This is a genomic window from Cryobacterium sp. TMT2-10 (assembly GCF_004403075.1).
GTDB classification, from domain to species: domain Bacteria; phylum Actinomycetota; class Actinomycetes; order Actinomycetales; family Microbacteriaceae; genus Cryobacterium; species Cryobacterium shii.
In genome coordinates this window covers 19,303-40,490 of the sequence record NZ_SOGW01000110.1, presented here as the reverse complement: position 1 = coordinate 40,490, position 21,188 = coordinate 19,303, and the positions used below count along the sequence as shown (strand labels likewise).

Genomic DNA, 21,188 nt, shown 5'->3' with positions numbered 1-21,188 from the left:
TGGGCAGATCTGTTGGCCATGAGTGGGCAGTTTTCATGGCCACCAGCGGGCATTCCTACTGGCCGCCAGTGGGCAGTTCGGATTGGCCATTGACACCGGGCGGGGGCGCCGTCGCGGCGCAGGTTCGGTGCGCCGGCGCACGGTGGAACCTGCGCCCGCGCGCACAACCTGCGCCACGACAACGACAACGGGGGAGGGACGGTGCTCGGCCGGCCTCGGCGCGCAAGACCACGACCACCGGGACCAGAATGTCCTCGTGGGGGAGCCTGATAGTGAGTCGCGCCTCCGCCTCCGCCTTCGCCTCCACAACCGTCTGCCAGGTGCACGCAGAGGGCTACTGGCATGCGAACCATCGGGCGAGAGTGCCCATTCCGGTCGAGAGTTGTCAACGACTGGTGAATACTGACCCCGTGGCACCGGCCACTCTCGACCGGAATAGGCACAGTCGAGGCACGAGGCACGAGGCACGAGGCACGAGGCACGAGGCACGAGGCACGAGGCGGGGCCCAGAGGTCTGGGAAGTTAGAGGGCTGGGTGCCTGGGGATCCGGGTGGCTGGCGGTGCCGTGCCCTGGCGGGCGGGCGGGCGGCTACGGGGCCGGGGCCAGGGCGGTGGAGGAGGGGGCGCCGTTGAGCACGTCGAGAGTCCAGCCGGCCTGGTCGTGGGCCACGACCGTGAGGGCCGCGTTGGAGATGGTGCCGATCGGGCGGTCGAGGATGCGCATGAGGCTCAGCCGGATCAGCGTGCCGTGGCTGACGACGATGATGCGGGCACCGGGGTGCTCCTCGGCCAGCGCTAGCAGGGCATCCGCGCCGCGCGCGGCGACCGTCGCTTCCGCCTCGGCGCCATGGAATCCGCCGATGCCGGTGGGGTCGCCCGGGAGACGGAGCGCGTCCAGCTCCGGGCCGGCGCCGAGGCCCTCCGCGGGGCCATAGTCGCGCTCGACGATCTGCCCGATGCGACGGGTGACGGTGAGGCCGAGACCGTCGGCGATCAGATCGGCCGTCTCGGCCGCGCGGCTGAGGGGCGAGGAGACGACGAAGTCCCACTCATAGTCGGCCAGGTGGCCGACGGCATCCGCTGCCTGGCCCCGTCCGGTGTCGTTGAGCGGGATGTCCGAAAGACCCTGGATGCGGAGCGCGGCATTCCAGTCGGTCTGGCCATGGCGGATAAGGGCGAAGGTAGTTGTGGAACTCACCGCTCCATTGTCCCTCGGCGGCAGGCCGTTCAGGTGACCGGGGCCGACGCGAAGAGCACTCGCGCACTGGAAACGAGATCGGTGGCGGTGAAGATCCGGGTGAGATCCAGGCCGGTGGCGCGTGCTCCGCGTTCCTCGGCGTCGCTCTGCGGGGCCAGCCGTCCCAGCATGACCCCTCCCAGGGCGCGCACGGCGCACGCCGCGATCACGCCCTCCGGCGTGCCGCCGATGCCCATGACCAGGTCGATCTCACCGCCCGGGGTGGCGGCGACGATGGCCGGGGAGACGTCGCCTTCCCGGGCGCGGATCACCCGGGCGCCGGCGAACTCGAGCTCCCGGATGAGTTCGACGTGGCGGGGCTTGTCGAGCACGGCGACGGTGAGTGCGGACTCCGGTACGCCGCGAGCGGCCGCCAGGGCACGCAGGTTCTGCGTCGCGGGGGCACTCAGGTCGAGCACGCCGCGCCCGACGGCGGCGGAGATGAGTTTGTCCATGTAGAAGACCCCGGCCGGGTCGAACATCGTTCCCCGCGGGGCGAGGGCGATCACGCAGACCGCTCCCGGCAATCCGAGGGCGGCGAGGGTGGTGCCGTCAAGCGGGTCGACCGCGATGTCGCACTCCGGTCCGAGGCCCGAGCCGAGGCGCTCCCCATTGGCGAGCATGGGCGCCTGGTCCTTCTCGCCCTCGCCGATGACGACGGTTCCGGTGAACGGCGCGGTCATCAGGACGGCGCGCATGGCCGAAACGGCGGCCTGGTCCGCGGCGTTCTTGTCGCCGCGGCCCACCCACGGCCGGGCCGCGTGCGCGGCCGCCTCGACCGAGGCGCGCACAGCCTCGACCAGCTCGGACGGCCACCCGGCGGCGCCGATGACGGTGGGGTCGGTGCGGGGGCTGGAAGGGGTGTGCTGAGGAATGGGGCACCTCGTTGATCGGGCTGCAGCCAGGTGACTGTTGCTCAAAAGCCTACCGGCGCGGGGCCGTGAGGGGATCAGGCGAGGAGCTCGCGGATGTCGGCGGCGGTGAGCGCCGTGCCGCGGGCCGCCCCATTCGTCATCACGCTCTCGAACAGGCGGGCCTTCGTGGCCTTGAGGGCCATCACCTTCTCCTCGATCGTGTCGCTGGACACCAGCCGGTAGACGAAGACGTTCTTCGTCTGCCCGATGCGGTGCATGCGGTCGACCGCCTGGGCCTCCGTGGCCGGGTTCCACCACGGGTCGAGCAGGATGGCGTAGTCGGCCTCGGTGAGGTTCAGCCCGAAACCGCCGGCCTTGAGGCTGATCAGGAAGACCGAGTCGTCGCCGGTCTTGAAGTCGCTGATGACCTTCGCCCGGTTGCGGGTCTTGCCGTCCAGGTAGGAGTAGCTGATCCCGGCGGCATCCAGTCGGGTGCGCGCCTTGCCCAGGTACTGGGTGAACTGGCTGAAGATGAGGGTGCGGTGCCCGCCGGCCACGATGTCGCCCAGCAGTTCGAGGAGCACGTCGAGCTTGGTCGACGGGGTGTCGGCATACTTCTCGTCGTAGAGACTCGCGTCCAGGCTGAGCTGGCGCAGCATGGTGAGCGAGCGGAAGATCTCGAACCGGTTCGAGTTCAGGTCGTCGATCAGCCCGAGCACCTTCTGCCGTTCCCGCTGCAGGTGGGTGTCGTACACGACCCGGTGCTTCGGGTGCAGGGTCACCTCCAAAACCTGCTCCTGCTTGGCCGGCAGGTCACCGGCCACCTGCTCCTTGGTGCGGCGCAGCATGAACGGGCGGATGCGGCGGCGCAGCTGGTCGAGCTTCTCACCGTCGGCATCCTTCTCGATCGGTTTCTGGTAGTAGTCGACGAACCTCCCGGGGCTCGGGAAGAGCCCCGGCGCGGTGATCGAGAGCAGCGACCAGAACTCCATCAGGTTGTTCTCCAGCGGGGTGCCGGTGATCGCGAGCTTGAACGGGGTCGTCAGGCGGCGGGCGCACTGGTGGGCCCTGGACTTGTGGTTCTTCACGAACTGGGCCTCGTCGAGGAGGAGCCCCGACCAGGCCAGGGCGTCGTAGTCGCCGAAATCCAGGCGGAACAGCGTGTACGAGGTGACGACGACATCGGCGCCGGCGTGCAGGGAGGCCAGGGTGCGGCTGCGCTTCCCGGCGGTCTCCGTGATCGCCTCGACGCGGAGGCCGGGCGCGAACCGGGCGCACTCGGCGGCCCAGTTGGAGACGACGCTGGTGGGTGCCACGACCAGGAACGGCGCCGAGGGCCCCGGCTGCTCCCGCACCCGTTCCATCAGGGCGATCGTCTGCAGGGTCTTGCCGAGCCCCATGTCGTCGGCCAGGATTCCGCCGAGCTGGTGGTCGTAGAGGAAACCCAGCCACTCGAACCCGGACTGCTGGTAGGCGCGGAGGGTGGCCTGAACCTGCTCCGGCACGGCCAGTGGCGGGATCCGGGCGACATCGGTCAGGCCGGACACCGTCTCCCGCCACGCCGCCGCCTGTCCGGCCACGATCCCTAGGGCCTGCAGTTCCTCCCAGAGGTCGGCCTGGAACGGGCTGATTCCCAGGGGTCCGGCGCCGGCGCCGGCGCCGGCATCCTGCAGGCTTCGGGCCTCCTCGATCAGGCGGCGCAGCGCGTGCAGTTCGGGCCGGTCGAGGCTGAAGTAGGTGCCGCTCTCGAGGATCATCAGCTGCTGCCCGGTGGCCAGCGCCCGGAACAGGCCGTCGAACGGGATTTCCTCGCCATCGATGCTGACGCTCACCTGCAGGTCGAACCAGTCGCGGTCGTCGGCGCGGGCGGAGGTGCCGACGCTGATCACCGGCGGAGCGTCGGCCGGGCGGTACTGTGGGGCATCCGCGGAGACGCTCACCTCCACGTCCGGCGACGACTCCAGGACGGGTATCACGGTGTCGAGGAACTCGATCATCGGAGGTCCGGCGAGGGTGGCCTGCTCGATCAGGAGGGGCCGGCCGGCCTGTTCCCCGACCAGGCCGGGGAACTCGACCAGGGGGTCCCGGATGCCGCGAAGGATGCGTTCCTCGCCGGCGGTGTCGCGGTAGCGGGTGTCGTTCGGCGTGGGCCGAAGGGCCTGCCGGTAGCCGGGATAGCGCCAGTCCCAGTGCAGGGTGATCCGGGCATCCGGCTGGTGGGTGAGGGTCAGGGCCAGGACCGGCTGCGGGGACTCCGGCGGCTGGAAGGAGTCGTCCCGGCTGGTCAGGGACACCCGGTTGCGGAGGAACGGGTAGAACTCGGCCAGGAAGGCGGGCTCGTCGGCCGGGGGGATGGCGATCGAGTCGGCCATGGCGAGGCCGCGGAGTTCGCGGTCGATCGGGCCGGTCAGCGGCGCCAGTGTGAGCCGCGGTTCGGCCACGCCGGCCACGTCTTCCCAGCTGTAGACGCCGTGGGCGGGTTCGCCGATGAAGCCGAACCCGCGGCGCGGCAGCGGGCGGTCGCCGAGGACCACCGCCGGGGCCAGGGTGAGCCCGGCCGGCGACCGCCGGATGTCCAGTTGCAGGCCGGCCGCCTCGGCGGACACGAGCACAGGCTCCTGACCGGCCGTGGCGGAGATCAGGGCCAGCCGGGCGGCGCGCGCCTCCTCGAGCAGGTCCCAGAACGACCGGTCGGGGAAGGCGTCGACCCGGATCCACTGGCTGGCGGCCGCGTAGTACGGGCGGCCCGCGGAATGCAGCGCGTACAGGGCCGAGAGCACGCGCAACTGCGCCTGATCGAGTGCCCCGCGGTCGTAGGTCATGTTGTCCCAGGTGATGCTGCCGCGGATCCACTTGCCCTTCTTGCCCATGATCATCGGGCGGGCGACCAGGCGCCGAACGGGGGTCGAGTCGGCGAATGACGTGCGTTCCGGCGCGAGCAGCTGGAACTGCAGGGCCAGGCCCAGACTCGTGCCGGCGGGCTGGACATCCGGCCGGGTCAGGGGCGCCAGGGCGCTCCGCCACGTCGGCGTCGACGAACGGGGCGCCGAACGGGACGACGACGGAAACAATGGCGGAGACGAGTGGACGGCGGGACCGGTGGGTGGCCCGGTGGGCGGCTCGGACCGGGGGCTCCCGGGTCCGGTCAGGTCCCGGGCCGCTTCGGCGATGGCGATTCCGCTGTCGACGAGCAGGGCCGCGACATGCTTGCAGTTGCGTGTCACCGGGCAGGTGCAGACCCCGGATGCCTTCAGCACGGCCCCGGAGGCGCCCACTGTGAACGACACGCTCACGCTGTACGGACTGGGGCTCGAGCCCTCGACCTCTCCGAAGAGCTGCGTGCCGGTACTGGACCAGGCCGAGGAGGCGACATGTCCAGTGCGGGCATAGCGTTCGCCCCGCGAGAAGGCCTGGCTGCCCACGAGCAGTGCGATCTCGTGAGAGGTCAGGGTGTAAGGCATAGGGGAGACGATTCCATCCGGTGGTCGGTCCTCATTCTCCCATGCGCATGATCACGGTTACTGCATGTGCAGGTGCTCCTTGGAGGACCCCTGCGTGAGCGTCTTGCCCTGGAAGAAGGCCGGGTTGACGCTGCGCTGAATCAGCATGAGCACGATCCCGCCGATGAAGAGCACCATTGCGAGGATGAACACGAGTCCGACCCCACCGATGTTCGAGCCGCTGCCGTACTCAGGGTTCATGCTGTCGTACAGCGTGGTCGCGAAAATGACGAGCAGGATGACGCCGCCGAGCAGCGGCGCCAGGAACTTGAGCAGGAACGCGCGGATGGTGCCGAGGGCCTCGGAACGGAAGTACCAGACACACGCAAACGCGGTGACCCCGTAGTAGAAGCAGATCATCATGCCCAGGGTGAGGATCGTGTCGGTGAGCACGTCGGTGCTGAGCACCCGCATCACGGCGTAGAAACCCCAGGCCACGATGCCGGCCATCAGGGTGGCGAAACCCGGCGACTTGTAGCGGGGGCTGATCGACGCGAACCGCTTGGGGAAGGCCTGGTAGTGCCCCATCGACAGCATTGTGCGCGCCGGCCCGACGAAGGTGGACTGCAGGGACGCGGCTGAACTCGACAGCACCGCCAGCGACATCAGGATGGCGAAGGGGCCCATCACCGGCCCGGCGAGGGCGGCGAACACATTGCCCTGGATCTCCTCGTTGCCGAGACCCAGTGCGCCGGTTCCGACGCCGGAGAACATCAGGGTCGCGACCGCGATCAGGATGTACAGCGCGAAGATGATGCCCACGGTGAGCGTGGCCGCGCGCCCGGGGGTGGTCTTGGGGTTCCTGGTCTCCTCGTTCATGGTGAGGGTGACGTCCCAGCCCCAGAAGATGAAGATCGAGAGCGAGACGCCCGCGGCGAACGCAGTGAACGAGGGGGCGAGGAACGGGTTGAACCAGTCCGCGCTGAAGGCGAGGGCATCGAAGGCGCTGCCTTCGGCGACCTGCACCAGGGCGGCGACGCTGAACCAGACCAGCACGATCAGCTGGAAGGCCACGAGCACGTACTGCACCGCCTTGGTGGTCTCCATGCCGCGGTAGGAGATGTAACAGGCCGCCACCATGAACACCAGACAGGTGAGCACGTTGATCAGCACGTTGCCGGTGAGGTCGGCGAGGTCGGGGTTGCCGAAGAGCTGGGCCAGCATGAGATAGAAGAAGTCGACGGCGACGCCGGCGAGGTTCGATAGGACGACCACGGTCGCCACGATGAGTCCCCAGCCGCCCATCCAGCCCAGCCATGGCCCGAAGGCGCGGGTGGCCCAGGTGAAGGAGGTGCCGGCATCCGGCATGGCGTTGTTGAGTTCACGGTAGCCGAGCGCCACGAGCAGCATCGGGATGAAGCCGACCAGGAAGATGCCCGGCATCTGGGTGCCGACGGCCGCGACGGTCGGGCCGAGGGAGGCCGTGAGGGTGTAGGCCGGCGCGATGCACGAGATGCCGATGACCGTGGCCCCGAGCAGACCGATCGAGCCGGCGCTGAGGCCCTTCGAGGAGATCCCGCCGGTGCCGGAGTCGGATGCCCCCGGCGTTGGGCCGGAGGAGGGGGAGTGGGTAGTCATGTGACTGTCCTTTCGGTCAGTGCGGCTTACGGGCGTCAGTGCCGGTGGGAACCACGATGAGGGGAACGGGGAGTGCGTGCAGCATCCGATGTGCGGTGATGCCGAGGAAGATCGTGGTGGGTTGAGCCAGCCGGCTGGAGCCGACGAAGGCGATCTCGGTCTTCTGCCAGTCGAGGGCCTCGATCGCGGCTTCGACGCTGTGGCCGGACGCGACCTCGGTGGTGATCTCGCCATGGGCGCGCGAGCGGGTCGAGAAGTACTCGAGCACGCTGGCGAGGTGGGCCTGGCTCCCGGCGTGATCGACGGGGTGGCCGCGGCCGGCGTCGACCTCGACGAGGGTGACGAAACGCAGGTCGACCGTGAGGCCTTCCGAGAAGGCCAGCAGGGAGTCGAGCAGCGGGGTCCAGCCCGGCCGGGTGCCGATCGCGCAGGTGATCCGGGTGAGCTGCTCGGGGGCTGTGTAGCCGCGCGGCGCGAGGGCGACGGGCACCGGGGATGAGTGCAGCAGCGCGTTCGCCACGCTTCCGATCGTGAACCGGTTCATCAGGCCGCGGCGCGAAGCCCCGACGACGATGCGGTCGGAGTCGAAGGTGGCGGCCGCCTGGAGCAGGCCTTCCGTGGTCGAGTCGGCATAGAGCAGGTGAGTGGTGGCGACCACGTCCGCTGGGACCCGGGCCCGACCCTGCTCGAGCCACTCGAGGGCCTGCTCCTCGAGGAGCGCCTGGTAATCGGGCGACGAGGCGGCGCCGACCCGCGCCGGCACGGTGGAGGCGTGGTGCGGGAGCACCAGGCACAGGCGGAGCTCTGACCTGGTCAGGCGCGCGAGGGCGACACCCAGCTCGACGGTGTCATTCCCCCGTTCGGTCGCTTCGTAGGCGACGACGTAGTTGGCTACTCGGGTCACGCTGGTCTCCTCAGTGTTCATGGGCGTGGTCGGAGTGCCCGGCGTGCCCGGCGTGCCCGGCGTGGTCGCCCGCCGCGGGAGCGCAGTGCGCGCTGGGACTCGGTTCCACGTCGAGCGACGGGTTGCGGTCGAAGAATCCGACCGGCTTGAGCCAGAAGGAGACGGTGTCGGCCGGCATGATCGGCCACTCTTCGGGCCGGGTGATGTGGTGGATGCCGAAGACGTACCAGAGCACGAGGTCGGTGTTACGCACGGGGCGTTCGGCCTGGATCCATTCGGGCAGCCCGTGGTCCACGGCGCTCTGGTTCACGAACTCGCCGCACGGCCAGCGTTCTGACTCGTCGTTCGGGGTGACCCAGACCGTGTGCCCGATCACCTGGGCGCGCTGGAACGCGGGCGCCGCCGGGTCGAAGAACGACGGGATGGCCGCGCCGGGGACGAGTTTGTACGACACCGGCGTGCCCAGGCCGTTCATCGAGTTCTCGTTCACGACCTTCCAGGCGCGCTGGGTGTCCCAGTTGTAGTCGTCGAACCCTTCGGTCTCCACCGGCGTGTTCTGCTGGGTGAGGGCGAGGCCGAGCGGGTTGGCCTCGTTGATGGGCTCGATCCGGGTTTCGGTGCGGAACACCGTGTTCTCGGGGCCGTCGATGTCGAGATCCATCCGGGCCACGATGAAGTGCTGGTGGAACGGCGCGTAGGTGCGCTTGTCGACGAGGGTGCCGTTGGGGTGGCCCTGCCCCTCCTCGAGGTGCGTGACCACCATGATGCCGGTGGCGCGAACCTCGCACTCCATGTTGCCGTCCTGGTAGAAGCGCCAGTAGACGAGGTACTCGTAGTTCGCGACCGTGACGTGGAAGGACACGACGAGGCGGCGCATCCGTCTCACCTCGGCGCTGCCGTTGTGGTCGACGTGCTTCCAGAGGACCGCGTTGTCTTCCTCGTGGATGCAGAACGCGTTCGGGATCGTGTACGGCTCGCCCTTGCTGTTGTGCAGCACGGCGTCGAGATAGCGGATCTCGCCGAGGCAGTCGCAGCCCAGCTCGAGCGAGGTGGTCATGAAGCCCAGGCCCCATTCGCCGATGTCGAAGGCGGTGCGGCGGAAGTGGTCGATGCTGGGGTCGCGGTAGGGCACGACCATCTCGGCGAACGACAGCCGGTTGGCGATCGGGCGCAGCCGGTCGCCGTCCCGATAGCCCACATTGTGCAGGGTCATGCCCTCGCGGTAGTTGAAGCCGACCCGCAGCGACCAGTTCTGCCACTCGACGAGGTTGCCGTCGAGGGAGAAGCTCGGTCCGTCAGACTGCACGATGTCGAGCGGTTTGATCGGCGGTCGCTTGCTCTTCTCCCGGATGCGCTCCGGAATCAGGTGCGGCACGTACTCGCCCATCACCTCGGGACGCGGGATCGTGAAGGAGTCCTCGATCTCGAGCAACTCCATGGTGTTCACATCGATCACGAAGTGCAGGCCGCTCACCGGCCCGGCGTACGGGTTGCCGGTGGTGGAGGCCCTGACCCAGATGTCAGCCCAGCCCAGCCGACGCCCGCGGTACTGGTCAGGGATGACGGCGTCACCGTAGGTCCAGGTGTCGATGAAGACATTGTCCAGATCGACGATGCCGCGCTTGGCGAGGGCGGTGATCACGTCGGGGTGCGCGCGCAGGGCGGCATCCGCTTCGTCCCACTCGTCCACGGTGAAGTTCGCCTGCACGCCGGGCACGTTGCCCCACTCGAGCAGGGTGTCGGTGGTGAGCGACACGACGGCCACCCAGGTGGTGTTCTCGGCGCGGTTGAGCACGACGAGGCGGGCCAGGCGCTCGGGCGCGACGCCGGAGGAGGCGAACTCGGCGATGACGCTCTTGGCCGGTTCGACCAGTTCGATCGAGGCGAAGCGCCAGCCCTCCGCCACTCCCCGCTCACGGGCGAGAATGCCGGCGGCGGCGGTGAACTCGGCTGCGGCCAGCGGGTCTAACGGATGAAAGGTCAACGGGAGTCCTCTGTTCTTGTCGGAGCGGGATCGTGATTGGGACGGTGTCTTCTGGTGCGGCCTGCTATTCGAGGGAGCTCATGACGTGTTTGATGCGCGTGTAGTCCTCCACACCGTACATCGACAGGTCCTTGCCATAGCCGGAGTACTTAAACCCGCCGTGGGGCATCTCCGCGGTCAGCAGGATGTGCGTATTGATCCACACCGCCCCGAAATCCAGGTCCCGGGAGACCCGCATGGCGGTGCCGTGGTCGAGGGTCCAGACGCTCGACGCGAGGGCGTAGTTCACGTCGTTGGCGAGCGTGACCGCGTCTTCCTCGGACCCGAAGGACTGCACGGTGATCACCGGACCGAACGTCTCCTCCTGCACGATGGCATCGCTCTGCCGCACGTGGGTGACGACCGTCGGCTCGAAGAAGAAACCGTCGGTGCCGATCTGGTGGCCGCCGGTGGCGATGACGGCGTGGTCGGGGAGGGCCGCGACCTTTCGTACGACGTCCCCGAAGTGGTTGACGTTGTTCAGCGGGCCGAAGTAGTTGTCCGCGTCGTCGGCTGAGCCGGTGCTGCGGGTGCGGGCCTCGGCGACGAAGGCCTCGACGAATTCGTCGTGAATGGACTCGTGCACGAGCACGCGGGTGATGGCCGTGCAGTCCTGGCCGGCGTTGTAGAAGGAGAAGTCGGCGATCTCGGCAGCGGTCTTCGCGACATCCACGTCGGCGAAGACGATGGCCGGGGCCTTGCCGCCCAACTCGAGGTGGGCCCGCTTGAGGGTCTTTGCGGCGCCGCTGGCAACCGCCATGCCGGCCCGCACGCTGCCGGTGATGGAGACGAGGCCGGGCACCGGGTGCTCGACGATGGCCGCACCCGTGCCCCCGTCGCCGAGGACGATGTTCATCACGCCGTCGGGCAGGATGCCCTGGCTGATCCGAGCGAGTTCGAGGGTGGATTCGGGGGTGGTGTCGCTGGGCTTGAGCACGAGGGTGTTGCCGGCAGCCAGTGCCGGGCCGATCTTCCAGACGGCCATCAGGAACGGGAAGTTCCAGGGCGTGACCTGGCCGACGACCCCGATCGGCTCGCGCCGCACCCAGGAGGTCATGCCCGGCAGGTACTCGCCCGCCGACTTGCCCTCCAGCAGCCGGGCCGCGCCGGCGAAGAAACGCAGCTGGTCGGCTCCGGCCGCGACCTCGTCGCTCGCGATCGTGGCGCGCGGCTGGCCGGTGTTGCGGTGCTGGGCTTCAACGATGGCGTAGCTGTTCGCGTCGATCGCGTCGGCCAGGCGCAGCAGCGCCCGCTGCCGCTCGGACGGGGTCGTGCGGCGCCAGCTGCGGAATGCGGTCTGCGCGGCCGTCATGGCGTCGTCGACATCGCCGGGAGTGGAAACGGGGGCCCGGGCGACGAGCCGGCCGGTCGTGGGATCGACGATGTCGAGCAGTGCGGTGCCGTTCGGTTCGACGAACCGGCCATTGATGAAGTTTTTGAGGGTGGGGGTTGCCACGGGTCTCATCCTCTGCGCTGAGTGAAGAAACAGATCATTTCTTCGGTAAGTATGGCAGCTGACAGACGAGACCGGATACCAGGGGCGTTTCGAGGCCCGCCCTGCTGCCCTGGAGCGTGCCGCCGGAACGCCGACGGACGTGCCGCCGGAATGAGCTGGAGGACGGGCCTCGCGCCGCTAGTGCGATGTCGGATTCTCACCTAATCTTGAGTCCAACAGGCTCAGCTTTCGCCGCGAGGCGGCGTGAGCGGCCGGCCCCGAGAGAGGATCCTCTGATGCAAGCAGGTCAGCAACCGCCCCAGGAAGAAGCCAAGACGGCGCTCGAGCAGTACGGCGTCAATCTCACCGAGATCGCCAAGAGCGGCAAGCTCGACCCGGTGATCGGGCGCGACGCGGAGATTCGCCGGGTCAGCCAGGTGCTCACCCGTCGCACCAAGAACAACCCGGTGCTGATCGGGGAACCCGGTGTCGGCAAGACCGCGGTGGTGGAGGGGCTGGCCCAGCGCATCGTCGCCGGCGACGTGGCCGACTCGCTCAAGGGCAAGCAGCTGGTCTCCCTCGACCTGGCGGCCCTCGTGGCAGGGGCGAAGTACCGCGGCGAGTTCGAGGAACGGCTCAAGGCGGTGCTCAAGGAGATCAACGACGCCGAGGGCCAGATCATCACCTTCGTCGACGAACTGCACACCCTGATGGGTGCCGGCGGCGGGGAGGGATCCGTGGCCGCCTCCAACATGCTCAAGCCCATGCTCGCCCGCGGCGAGCTGCGCCTGATCGGCGCCACGACGCTGAACGAGTACCGCGAATTCATCGAGAAGGATGCGGCGCTCGAGCGCCGCTTCCAACCGGTGCTGGTCGACGAGCCCAGCGTCGAGGACACCGTTGCCATCCTGCGCGGGCTCAAGGAGCGTTACGAGGCCCACCACAAGGTGTCGATCGCGGACGCGGCGCTGGTGGCCGCGGCATCCCTCTCGAACCGGTACATCACCGCACGCCAGCTGCCGGACAAGGCCATCGACCTCATCGACGAGGCCGCCAGCCGGCTGCGGATGGAGATCGACTCCGCCCCGGTCGAGATCGACGAGCTGCGGCGCAGCGTGGACAGGTTGAAACTCGAGGAACTCGCCCTCAAGAAGGAGAAGGACGACGCCTCGAAGGCGCGGCTCGAGAAGCTGCGGACGGACCTCGCGGAACGAGAGGTGAACCTGAAAGAGCTGCAGGCGCGCTGGGACAAGGAGCGCGCGTCGCTGAACCGGGTCGGCGAGCTCAAAGAGCGGCTCGACACCGCGCGGATCGCGGCGGATCGCGCCCAGCGCGAGGGCAACCTGGAGAAGGCGTCGAGGCTGCTGTACGGGGACATCCCGGTGATGGAGAAGGAGCTGGCCGCAGCGGAGAAGTCGGAGTCTGAGGGCCCCCGGATGGTCAACGAGCAGGTCACCGCGGAGGACATCGCCGCGGTGGTGGCCATGTGGACCGGCATCCCGGTCGGCCGTCTGCTGCAGGGCGAGACGGAGAAGCTGCTCAACCTCGAGGGTGAGCTGGGGCACCGCCTGATCGGGCAGAAGCAGGCCGTGCGGGCCGTCGCCGATGCGGTGCGCCGCAGCCGGGCCGGAATCTCCGACCCGGACCGGCCCACCGGCTCGTTCCTGTTCCTCGGACCGACCGGCGTGGGCAAGACGGAGCTCGCCAAGGCGCTCGCCGAATTCCTCTTCGACGACGAGAAGGCCATGGTGCGCATCGACATGAGCGAGTACGGGGAGAAGTTCTCCGTGTCCCGACTGGTCGGGGCGCCCCCCGGCTACGTCGGCTACGAGCAGGGCGGGCAACTGACGGAGGCCGTTCGCCGCCGCCCGTATTCGGTGATCCTGTTCGACGAGGTGGAGAAGGCGCATCCGGAGGTCTTCGACGTCTTGCTGCAGGTGCTCGACGACGGCCGGTTGACGGATGGCCAGGGCCGCACCGTGGACTTCCGCAACACGATCCTCGTGCTGACCTCGAACCTCGGGTCGGCGTTCCTGATCGACCCGGTGCTCAGCCGGGACGAGAAGGAGGCGGCCGTGCAGGCGCTCGTGCGCCAGACGTTCAAGCCCGAGTTCGTCAACCGTCTCGACGACATCGTCGTGTTCGAGTCGCTGTCGATGGAGGACCTCGGCCAGATCGTCGGGCTGCTCGTGGACCGGCTGGAGAAGCGACTGGTCGAGCGCCGGCTCGAGTTGGGGGTGACCCCGGATGCCCGCACCTGGCTGGCCGAGCGCGGCTACGACCCGATCTACGGGGCCCGCCCGTTGCGGCGCCTGATGCAGACCGAGATCGACGACCGCCTGGCGACCGCGATTCTGTCCGGCACCGTGCGCGACGGGGACACGGTTCGCGTGGACCTGGCGTCGGACGGGGACTCGCTGGTCGTCGCATCCGTGCCCCTGCTAGTGGTGGACCCGGCCGACCTCGACGACGACGCGCTGCTGTAACCAATTCGACGGAGATTTTGCCGAAAACGGCCCCGAACCCGGCGCGAACGGGCTTTTAACGCAAAATCTCCGTCGAATTGGTGAGCGTGGCCGCCGATCGGCGTGGTGCGCACCGGTTGCGCGAGCAGCGGAATTCGGCGGGAATACGGGCGGAGGGGGGGGCCGGAACCGATGAGGTTCAGGGGGCTGGCCTAGGCTCGAACCATGCGTGCAACAGTGATTTACGGGGAACGGGACATCCGCCTCGAAGAAGTACCCGATCCGATTCTCTCCACCGGCGGTGACGCCATCGTGCGTGTCGTCGCAGCCTGCGTCTGCGGCTCAGACCTGTGGCCCTACCGGGGCATCCAGCCCACCGACGAGCCGAAACGAATCGGCCACGAGTTCGTCGGCATCGTCGAGGAAATCGGCGCCGACGTCACGAAGATCAAGGTCGGCGACTTCGTCATCGCGCCGTTCTATGACTGCGACAACACCTGCCTCAACTGCCAGAACGGCACCAGCACCTCCTGCCTGCACGGCGGCTGGTGGGGCGCGGACGACCAGCTCGGCGGCTTCGCCGACGGCGCCCAGGGCGAGAAGGTGCGCGTGCCGCACGCCGACGGTTCCCTCGTGGCGACGCCGACGCTGCCCACCGAGGACCAGGTCCCCGGCCTGCTGACCCTCGCCGACGTGATGGGCACCGGGCACCACGCCGCGGTCTCCGCCGGCGTGACGACCGGCAGCACCGTTGTCGTCGTCGGCGACGGTGCGGTCGGCCTCTGCGCCATCATCGCGGCCAAGCGACTCGGGGCCTCCCGGATCGTCGCCATGTCCCGCCACCCCGAACGGCGGCTCGTGGCCCGCGAATTCGGTGCGACCGACGTGGTCGAGGAGCGCGGCGAGGCCGGCGTGGCCCGGATCCGTGAGCTCTTCGACGGCATCGGCGCGGATTGCGTGCTCGAGTGCGTCGGCACCAAGGAGTCGATGGAGCAGGCCATCGCGTCGGCTCGGCCCGGCGGAATGGTCGGCTACGTGGGCGTTCCCACCGGCGGCCCGATCGAGGTTCGGCCGCTGTTCGGCCGCAATGTGGGACTGAACGGCGGCGTCGCATCCGTGCGCGGATACGTTGAGGAACTGCTGCCGGAGGTGCTCTCGGGCGCCATCAACCCGGGGCGCGTGTTCGACCTGCAGCTGCCGCTGACCGAGGTGGCCGAGGCCTACGCCGCCATGGACGAGCGCCGCGCCATCAAGGTGCTGCTGCGCCCGTAGCCGGCGCGCCTTCGGCACAGGTGAAGGGCCCCCTCACGAGTCGTGAGGGGGCCCTTCGCGCGAGCGGATGCGGCGAGAGTGCCCGTTCCGGTCGAGAGTTGCCGGCGTAGCGGGCACTCTCGACCGGAACGGGCACTTTGGAGCAGCCAGCAGCCAGCAGCCAGCAGCCAGCAGCCAGCAGCCAGCAGCCAGCAGCCAGCAGCCAGCAGCCAGCAGCCAGCAGCCAGCAGCCAGCAGCCAGCAGGGGTCAGTCGTTGACGAGGAGCAGCTCGGCGAGGGGTTTGCGGGTGCGGGGGGCGGATTCGCGCTCCTGCAGCTCGGGGGAGAGCAGGCCGACGTCGCCGAGCATGCCCAGCGCGGTCACGGACACGACGGCCTGGTTCTCGGCCAGGCCGAAGTAGAGGGCCAGCGCCGGCCCGTCGAATCCGCCGAGCTGGTGGGTGTGCAAGCCCTCGTGCTGCGCCTGGATCGTCAGGTGCGCGACCGCCTGGCCGAGGTCGTAGCGGGCCCACGGGTTGGCGCGCTCCTCGCCGACCGGCAGGGTGGCGACGTTCACGATCAACACGGATGCGGCATCCGCCCAGGCCTTGTTGAATCCCATCAGGGTGGCGTGGATCCTGGCGAAGCTGTCGGACCCGCGCCGGGCGACGATGAAGCGGGCCGGCTGGATGTTGCTGGCCGACGGAGCCCACCGGGCGGCCTCGAACACGGTGGTCAGGGTGTCTTCGTCGACCAGGGCGGCCGGGTCGAAGCCGCGCGGGCTCCAGCGGGCCGAGAGGACGGGCAGGATGGGCGACGCCGTGTCGGCGGCGCGGCTGATGGTGTCGGTGATGAGGGTCATGGAGCCGTCTTTCGGTGGAGAGTGGAGGGGCAACGCTGACCCATCCACTTCAACGCGGGGCGCCGGGATCTATTCCGCGGGCTCGTCCGCGGCATCGCTCAGGACCGCGTGCTCGCCGAACCTCTCCCAGGAGGGGCGCGGTGCGGGCGGGGCTACTGCTCGGTGAGTCCGTTGCGCACCTCGCGGCGGAGCACCTTGCCGATCAGGGAGCGGGGGAGCTCGTCGACCTGCACGATCCGGCGGGGCACCTTGTAGGCCGAGAGCCGGGTGCGGCAATGGGTGCGCAGGGCCTCGACATCGAGGCTGGTCCCCTCCGCCAGGACGACGACGGCGACGACATCCTCGCCCCCGTTCGCGCTGGGCAGCCCGACGGCGGCGGCGTCGGCGACGTCCGGGTGCGACAGAAGGGCCGCCTCCACCTCCGACGGCGACACGTTGAAGCCTCCGGTGATGATGAGCTCCTTGATGCGGTCGACGACCGTGATGAACCCATCGGCCGAGACGCGCACGATGTCGCCGGTGCGCAGCCAGCCGCCCTCGAGCAGCACCTTGGCCGTTTCGCTCGGCTGGTCCCAGTAGCCGGAGAAGACCTGCGGGCCGCGGATGAGCAGCTCGCCCTCCTCCTCGATGCCGCGGTCGACGGTCGGGTCCGCCGGGTCGATCACCCGGATCTCCGTGCTCGGGAACGGCACGCCCACCGTGCCGGGACGCCTTGTCGGGCCCATCGGGTTGCCGACGGCGATCGGGGAGGCCTCGGTCACGCCGTAGCCCTCGACCAGCAGTCCGCCGGTCGCCTTCTCCCAGCGCTCCACGATCGACACCGGCAGGCTCATCGCGCCCGAAATGGCGAAACGGATGCTGCGCAGGCTCACGTTCTTCTTCTCCGCGGCGCGCATCAGCCGGTCGTAGATCGGCGGGACCGCCGGCATGAACGTGGGCGGGGTGCGGCGGGCCGCATCGAGCAGCAGCTTCTCGTCGAACTTGGGGAACAGCACCAGCCGGGCGCCGGTGGCCATCGCGTAGGTGAGGCACAGAGTCAGGCCGTAGGCGTGGAACATGGGCAGCACGGCGTAGAAGACCTCTTCGCCCCGGTGCAGCCCGGGCACCCACGCCTCGCCCTGCAGCGCGTTCGCGCGCAGGTTGAAGTGGCTGAGAATGGCGCCCTTCGGGGTGCCGGTGGTGCCGCTGGTGTACTGCAGAACGGCCGTGTCGGTGATCTGCGGGCGCGGGTGGTTGTGGCGGAGCTTCCGTGAATCCACCAGCGAACGCCAGGTCAGCGCGCCCTTGCGCAGCGGGCCGGCGGTGAGCGCGTCGCGGGACTCGCGGGCCTTGGCCACGGGCAGGCGCAGGAGGAAACGCTTGGAGAGGGGCATCGCATCCGTCAGGTCGACGGCGACCACGGTGCGCAGGCCCATGTCGGCGGGGAAGTCGGACACGGTCTGGTAGACCTTGTCCCAGACGATGGCCAGGGTGGCGCCGTGGTCCTCGAACTGGTGCCGCAGCTCGCGTTCGGTGTAGAGCGGGTTGTGCTCGACGACGACCGCGCCCAGGCGCAGCGCGGCGTAGAACGCGACGACGTGCTGCGGGCAGTTCGGCAGCACGAGCGCCACCCGGTCGCCGGGCTTGACGCCGAGCCGGAGCAGCCCGTTGGCCACCCGCGAAATCTGCTCGCCGAGCTGCGCATACGTGGTCGTGGCGCCGAAGAAATCGAGGGCCACGTTCTCGCGGAAGTGGTGCGCGGACATCTCGATCATGTCGGAGAGCGTCTCGGTCGGCTCGGTGATGGTGCTCGGTACGCCCGCGGCGTAGGAGCCGAGCCAGGGCTTGTTCTCGAAAACGTTCATCAGACGGCCAGCTCTCTGATCAGGGCCACGACGAAGGCGTCGATGTCGGCTTCCTCGGTGTCGTAGCCGCACATCCAGCGCACCTCATTGGTGGCCGGGTCCCAGTCGTAGAAACGGAACGAACCGCGCAGGCGGTCGGCCACCCCCGGCGGCAGCACCGCGAAGATGGCGTTGGCCTGGGTGGCCTGGGTGAACGTCACTCCGGTGACGGACCTGTCGGCGATCCCGGCCTCGAGGGCGGTGCGCAGCCGCTTGGCCATGGCGTTGGCGTGGCCGGCGTTGCGCAGCCAGAGGTCGCCGCCGAGCAGCGCGATCAGCTGGGCCGAGATGAAACGCATCTTCGAGGCGAGCTGCATGTTCAGTTTTCGCAGGTAGATCAGGCCGGCGGATGCCTCGGGGTTCAGCACCACGACGCACTCGCCGTACATCATGCCGTTCTTCGTGCCGCCGAAGCTGAGCACGTCGACGCCGGCGTCGCGGGTGAAGGCGCGGAACGGCAGTCCCAGCGAGGCTGCGGCGTTGGAGAGGCGGGCGCCGTCCATGTGCAGTTTCATCCCGTTGGCGTGCGCGTGGTCGGCGATGGCCCGCACCTCCTCCACGGTGTAGGCGGTGCCGAGCTCGGTGGTCTGGGTGATCGACACGACCAGCGGCTGCGCCCGGTGCTCGTCGCCCCAGCCCCAGGCCTGCTGGTCGATCAGCGCGGGGGTGAGCTTGCCGTCCGGGGTGTCGACGGTGAGGAGCTTGATGCCGGCCACCTTTTCGGGGGCGCCCGCTTCATCCGTGTTGATGTGGGCGGTCGACGCGCAGATCACGGCGCCCCAGCGCGGCAGCATCGACTGCAGGCCGATCACGTTCGCGCCGGTGCCGTTGAAGACCGGGAAAGCCTCGACACCTTCGCCGAAGTGTTCGGCGAACACCTGCTGCAGCCGGGCGGTGTAGACGTCCTCGCCATAGGCGATCTGGTGCGCACCGTTGGCGGACACGATCGCATCGAGAATCTCGGGATGGACCCCGGAGTAGTTGTCGGAGGCGAACCCGCGCGAAGAAAGGTCATGGAGTTGAGTCACCCCTCCATCTTCGCGCATCGGGCTGTTCCGCTTCTGTGCGGGCGTCGTGCGAATTCGACGGAGATTTTGCGTCAAACGGCCGATTTCGGGCCGAAACCGGCTTGGGGGAGCAAAATTTCCGTCGAATTGGTTAGGGCTAGCCGCGGAGGGCCTGGCGGAAGGTGACCCGGGCGCCCATCCGGAGCAGGGAGTTCGCGTAGATGCGGGAGCCGAGCAGGATGACCATTAGCGTCGCGGCGAGCAGGATGGCCAGGGAGGCCAGCGGCTCCCACCACGCGGCCGTGCCCAGGAAGAGGCGCATCGGCATGCCGACCGGAGCCGAGAACGGGATGTACGACATGATCGCGAGCACCGTGGGGTTGTCGTTGAAGAAGATGACCAGGAAGTAGGGGATCATCACGAGCACCAGCACGGGGGAGGTGGCCGACCCGACGTCCTCCTGACGGGACACCATCGACGCGGTGGCGGCGAAGAGTGCGGCGAGCATCACGAAGCCGAACGCGAAGAACACCGCGAACAGGGCGATCGACGGACCGATCGCGCCCAGCAGCCCGCTCTGGCCGGTCGCGGCCATGCCGATCGCCACCAGGGCCCCGATCATGACGATCTGCCCGAACGCCATCACGCTATTGCCGACGATCTTGCCGCCGAGCAGCGCCCGCACCGGGATGGTCGTCATCAGGATCTCCACCACGCGGGTCTGCTTCTCCTCCACCACGCTCTGCGCGATGGTCGAGCCGAACGTGATCGCCGACATGAAGAAGACCAGCCCGAATCCGATGGCCACCAGGTAGGCCAGGCCGCCGCTCTGCGGGGACGGCTCGAGCAGGCTCACCGGCGGGCTCACGCTCAGGGCGCCCAGCAGCACCAGCGGGGCGGAGTCGAGGGCGATGACGCGGACGTCGAGCGGTGAGGTGTCCCCGGTGGCGGGGACGACGGCAGCGGAGACCGTTCCGGCGCGCACCAGCGCCTCGGCCGCGGCGACGTCGTCGGCCTTCACGGCCGTGAAGGCTTCGGTTAGCTCCACCAGCCGGCCGGCCGCCCCCACCACCGCCACCTTCGGATGGGCCTGGTTCTGGCTCGCGATGCCCCCGGCGACGACGGAGCCGATCGAGATGAGCAGCAGGATGCCGGTCGAGATCAGGAACGCCTTGCTGCGCAGCCGGGCGACGATCTCGCGGGTGGCGACCAGCCAGACGCTCCGGCCGAAGCCGGGCGCCGGATGCCGGGGGCGGGCGCGCACCCCGTCGGTGGTGCGGGCGGGTCTCACTGCGCGACCTCCTTGAAGATCGCGGCGAGGCTGGGTCGCTGTCGGCTGAAGGAGACCACCGGTCCGCGCTCGACGGCCAGCCGCAGCACGGCCTGGCTGGCGGCATCCGTGTCGGCTTCGAACACGGCGAGGCCGCCGTCGAGGTCGATCACCGTGATGCCGGGCACGTTCCGGACCCAGCCGGCATCCCCGGCGCAGCGCAGCTCGAAGCGGAGGCTGCTGTGACGCTCGCGCAGCTCATCCCGGGAGCCGTTCGCGCGGATCTCCCCGTCGGCGATGATCACGAGGTCGTCGCAGAGGCGTTCGACGATGTCGAGCTGGTGCGAGGAGAACAGCACCGGCGCGCCCTGCGCGGCGAAGCCTGCGAGCACCTCCATGACCGCCTCCACCGCGATCGGGTCGAGGCCGGAGAACGGCTCGTCGAGCACCAGGAACTCGGGGTCGTGCACGAGGGCGGCCGCGATCTGGGCGCGCTGCTGGTTGCCCAGCGACAGGGACTGCACGAGGTCGCCGGCGCGCTCGCCGAGGCCGAGGCGCTCGAGCAGTTCGGCGGTGTTGCGGCGGGCGGATGCCGGGCTCAGCCCGTGCAGGCGGGCCAGGTAGACGAGTTGCTCACCGACCTTCATCTTCGGGTAGAGGCCTCGCTCCTCGGGCATGTAGCCGAAGCGGCGGCGGTCGTCGACGCTGAGCGGGACGCCGTCCCGGAGGACGGTGCCGGAGTCGGCGGAGAGCACGCCCACGATGATGCGCATGGTGGTGGTCTTGCCGGCTCCGTTGGCGCCGACGAAGCCGGTCAGCCGGCCGCCTCCGACGCCGAAACTCAGGTCGGTCAGCACCATTCGGGTGCCGTACCGCTTGTTCACACCCCTGATCTCGAGCATGCCCGCCCCTCCGTCGC

General features: G+C 69.1%; 14 protein-coding genes. 2 read left to right on the top strand and 12 right to left on the bottom strand.

Annotated features, from left to right (window positions below):
* Nucleotides 1-589: 589 nt before the first annotated feature.
* From E3T37_RS13990 to E3T37_RS13960, 7 genes are all read right to left on the bottom strand, one after another.
* A complete protein-coding gene (locus tag E3T37_RS13990) occupies nt 590-1,198 on the bottom strand; it encodes a histidine phosphatase family protein (protein ID WP_134367824.1) in 609 nt (202 codons plus the stop codon).
* Nucleotides 1,199-1,227: 29 nt separating this feature from the next.
* Nucleotides 1,228-2,028, bottom strand: coding sequence for a class II fructose-bisphosphatase (gene glpX / locus E3T37_RS13985; RefSeq protein WP_166805341.1), 801 nt, complete (start codon nt 2,026-2,028; stop codon nt 1,228-1,230).
* Between the two features lie 158 nt (nt 2,029-2,186).
* Nucleotides 2,187-5,552 carry an SNF2-related protein gene (locus E3T37_RS13980; RefSeq protein ID WP_134367820.1) on the bottom strand — a complete coding sequence of 1,122 codons (3,366 nt, stop codon included), beginning with the start codon at nt 5,550-5,552 and terminating at the stop codon, nt 2,187-2,189.
* Nucleotides 5,553-5,609: 57 nt separating this feature from the next.
* Complete coding sequence (locus E3T37_RS13975; protein WP_134367818.1) at nt 5,610-7,169, bottom strand: APC family permease; 1,560 nt, start codon at nt 7,167-7,169, stop codon at nt 5,610-5,612.
* Between the two features lie 16 nt (nt 7,170-7,185).
* Nucleotides 7,186-8,073 (bottom strand): universal stress protein, encoded by an 888-nt coding sequence (locus E3T37_RS13970; RefSeq protein WP_166787200.1) that lies wholly within the window; start codon nt 8,071-8,073, stop codon nt 7,186-7,188.
* A gap of 10 nt (nt 8,074-8,083) precedes the next feature.
* Nucleotides 8,084-10,057, bottom strand: a complete 1,974-nt coding sequence (locus E3T37_RS13965; RefSeq protein WP_134367814.1) for a primary-amine oxidase — start codon at nt 10,055-10,057, stop codon at nt 8,084-8,086.
* A 64-nt stretch (nt 10,058-10,121) separates the two neighbouring features.
* Nucleotides 10,122-11,561: a gamma-aminobutyraldehyde dehydrogenase gene (locus tag E3T37_RS13960; protein WP_134367813.1), complete on the bottom strand. Its 1,440-nt coding sequence runs from the start codon at nt 11,559-11,561 to the stop codon at nt 10,122-10,124.
* A 266-nt stretch (nt 11,562-11,827) separates the two neighbouring features.
* Here E3T37_RS13960 and E3T37_RS13955 point away from each other — a divergent pair, with 266 nt between their 5' ends.
* Both E3T37_RS13955 and E3T37_RS13950 read left to right on the top strand, forming a co-directional pair.
* Entirely contained in the window at nt 11,828-14,017 is a 2,190-nt protein-coding gene (locus E3T37_RS13955) for an ATP-dependent Clp protease ATP-binding subunit (protein ID WP_134367811.1), read from the top strand.
* Nucleotides 14,018-14,221: 204 nt separating this feature from the next.
* Nucleotides 14,222-15,268, top strand: coding sequence for a zinc-dependent alcohol dehydrogenase family protein (locus E3T37_RS13950; protein ID WP_134367809.1), 1,047 nt, complete (start codon nt 14,222-14,224; stop codon nt 15,266-15,268).
* Between the two features lie 247 nt (nt 15,269-15,515).
* Here E3T37_RS13950 and E3T37_RS13945 read toward each other — a convergent pair whose 3' ends face one another.
* From E3T37_RS13945 to E3T37_RS13925, 5 genes are all read right to left on the bottom strand, one after another.
* Nucleotides 15,516-16,109, bottom strand: a complete 594-nt coding sequence (locus E3T37_RS13945; protein WP_134367807.1) for a nitroreductase family protein — start codon at nt 16,107-16,109, stop codon at nt 15,516-15,518.
* A gap of 152 nt (nt 16,110-16,261) precedes the next feature.
* Nucleotides 16,262-17,953: a long-chain-fatty-acid--CoA ligase gene (locus E3T37_RS13940; protein WP_134367805.1), complete on the bottom strand. Its 1,692-nt coding sequence runs from the start codon at nt 17,951-17,953 to the stop codon at nt 16,262-16,264.
* Entirely contained in the window at nt 17,953-19,038 is a 1,086-nt protein-coding gene (locus tag E3T37_RS13935) for a low specificity L-threonine aldolase (RefSeq protein WP_134367803.1), read from the bottom strand. The genes E3T37_RS13940 and E3T37_RS13935 overlap by 1 nt, the downstream gene beginning before the upstream one ends.
* Nucleotides 19,039-19,156: 118 nt before the next feature.
* A complete protein-coding gene (locus tag E3T37_RS13930; RefSeq protein WP_241976202.1) occupies nt 19,157-20,290 on the bottom strand; it encodes an ABC transporter permease in 1,134 nt (377 codons plus the stop codon).
* Nucleotides 20,287-21,171: an ABC transporter ATP-binding protein gene (locus E3T37_RS13925; RefSeq protein WP_134367801.1), complete on the bottom strand. Its 885-nt coding sequence runs from the start codon at nt 21,169-21,171 to the stop codon at nt 20,287-20,289. The genes E3T37_RS13930 and E3T37_RS13925 overlap by 4 nt, the downstream gene beginning before the upstream one ends.
* Nucleotides 21,172-21,188: the final 17 nt, after the last annotated feature.

Bases quoted from the DNA above. Each gene is read 5' to 3' on its own strand.
- E3T37_RS13980 (WP_134367820.1), bottom strand. From the start codon at position 5,552: ATGCCTTACACCCTGACCTCTCACGAGATCGCACTGCTCGTGGGCAGC.
- E3T37_RS13975 (WP_134367818.1), bottom strand. From the start codon at position 7,169: ATGACTACCCACTCCCCCTCCTCCGGCCCAACGCCGGGGGCATCCGAC.
- E3T37_RS13960 (WP_134367813.1), bottom strand. From the start codon at position 11,561: ATGAGACCCGTGGCAACCCCCACCCTCAAAAACTTCATCAATGGCCGG.
- E3T37_RS13955 (WP_134367811.1), top strand. From the start codon at position 11,828: ATGCAAGCAGGTCAGCAACCGCCCCAGGAAGAAGCCAAGACGGCGCTC.
- E3T37_RS13950 (WP_134367809.1), top strand. From the start codon at position 14,222: ATGCGTGCAACAGTGATTTACGGGGAACGGGACATCCGCCTCGAAGAA.
- E3T37_RS13945 (WP_134367807.1), bottom strand. From the start codon at position 16,109: ATGACCCTCATCACCGACACCATCAGCCGCGCCGCCGACACGGCGTCG.
- E3T37_RS13940 (WP_134367805.1), bottom strand. From the start codon at position 17,953: ATGAACGTTTTCGAGAACAAGCCCTGGCTCGGCTCCTACGCCGCGGGC.
- E3T37_RS13935 (WP_134367803.1), bottom strand. From the start codon at position 19,038: ATGCGCGAAGATGGAGGGGTGACTCAACTCCATGACCTTTCTTCGCGC.
- E3T37_RS13925 (WP_134367801.1), bottom strand. From the start codon at position 21,171: ATGCTCGAGATCAGGGGTGTGAACAAGCGGTACGGCACCCGAATGGTG.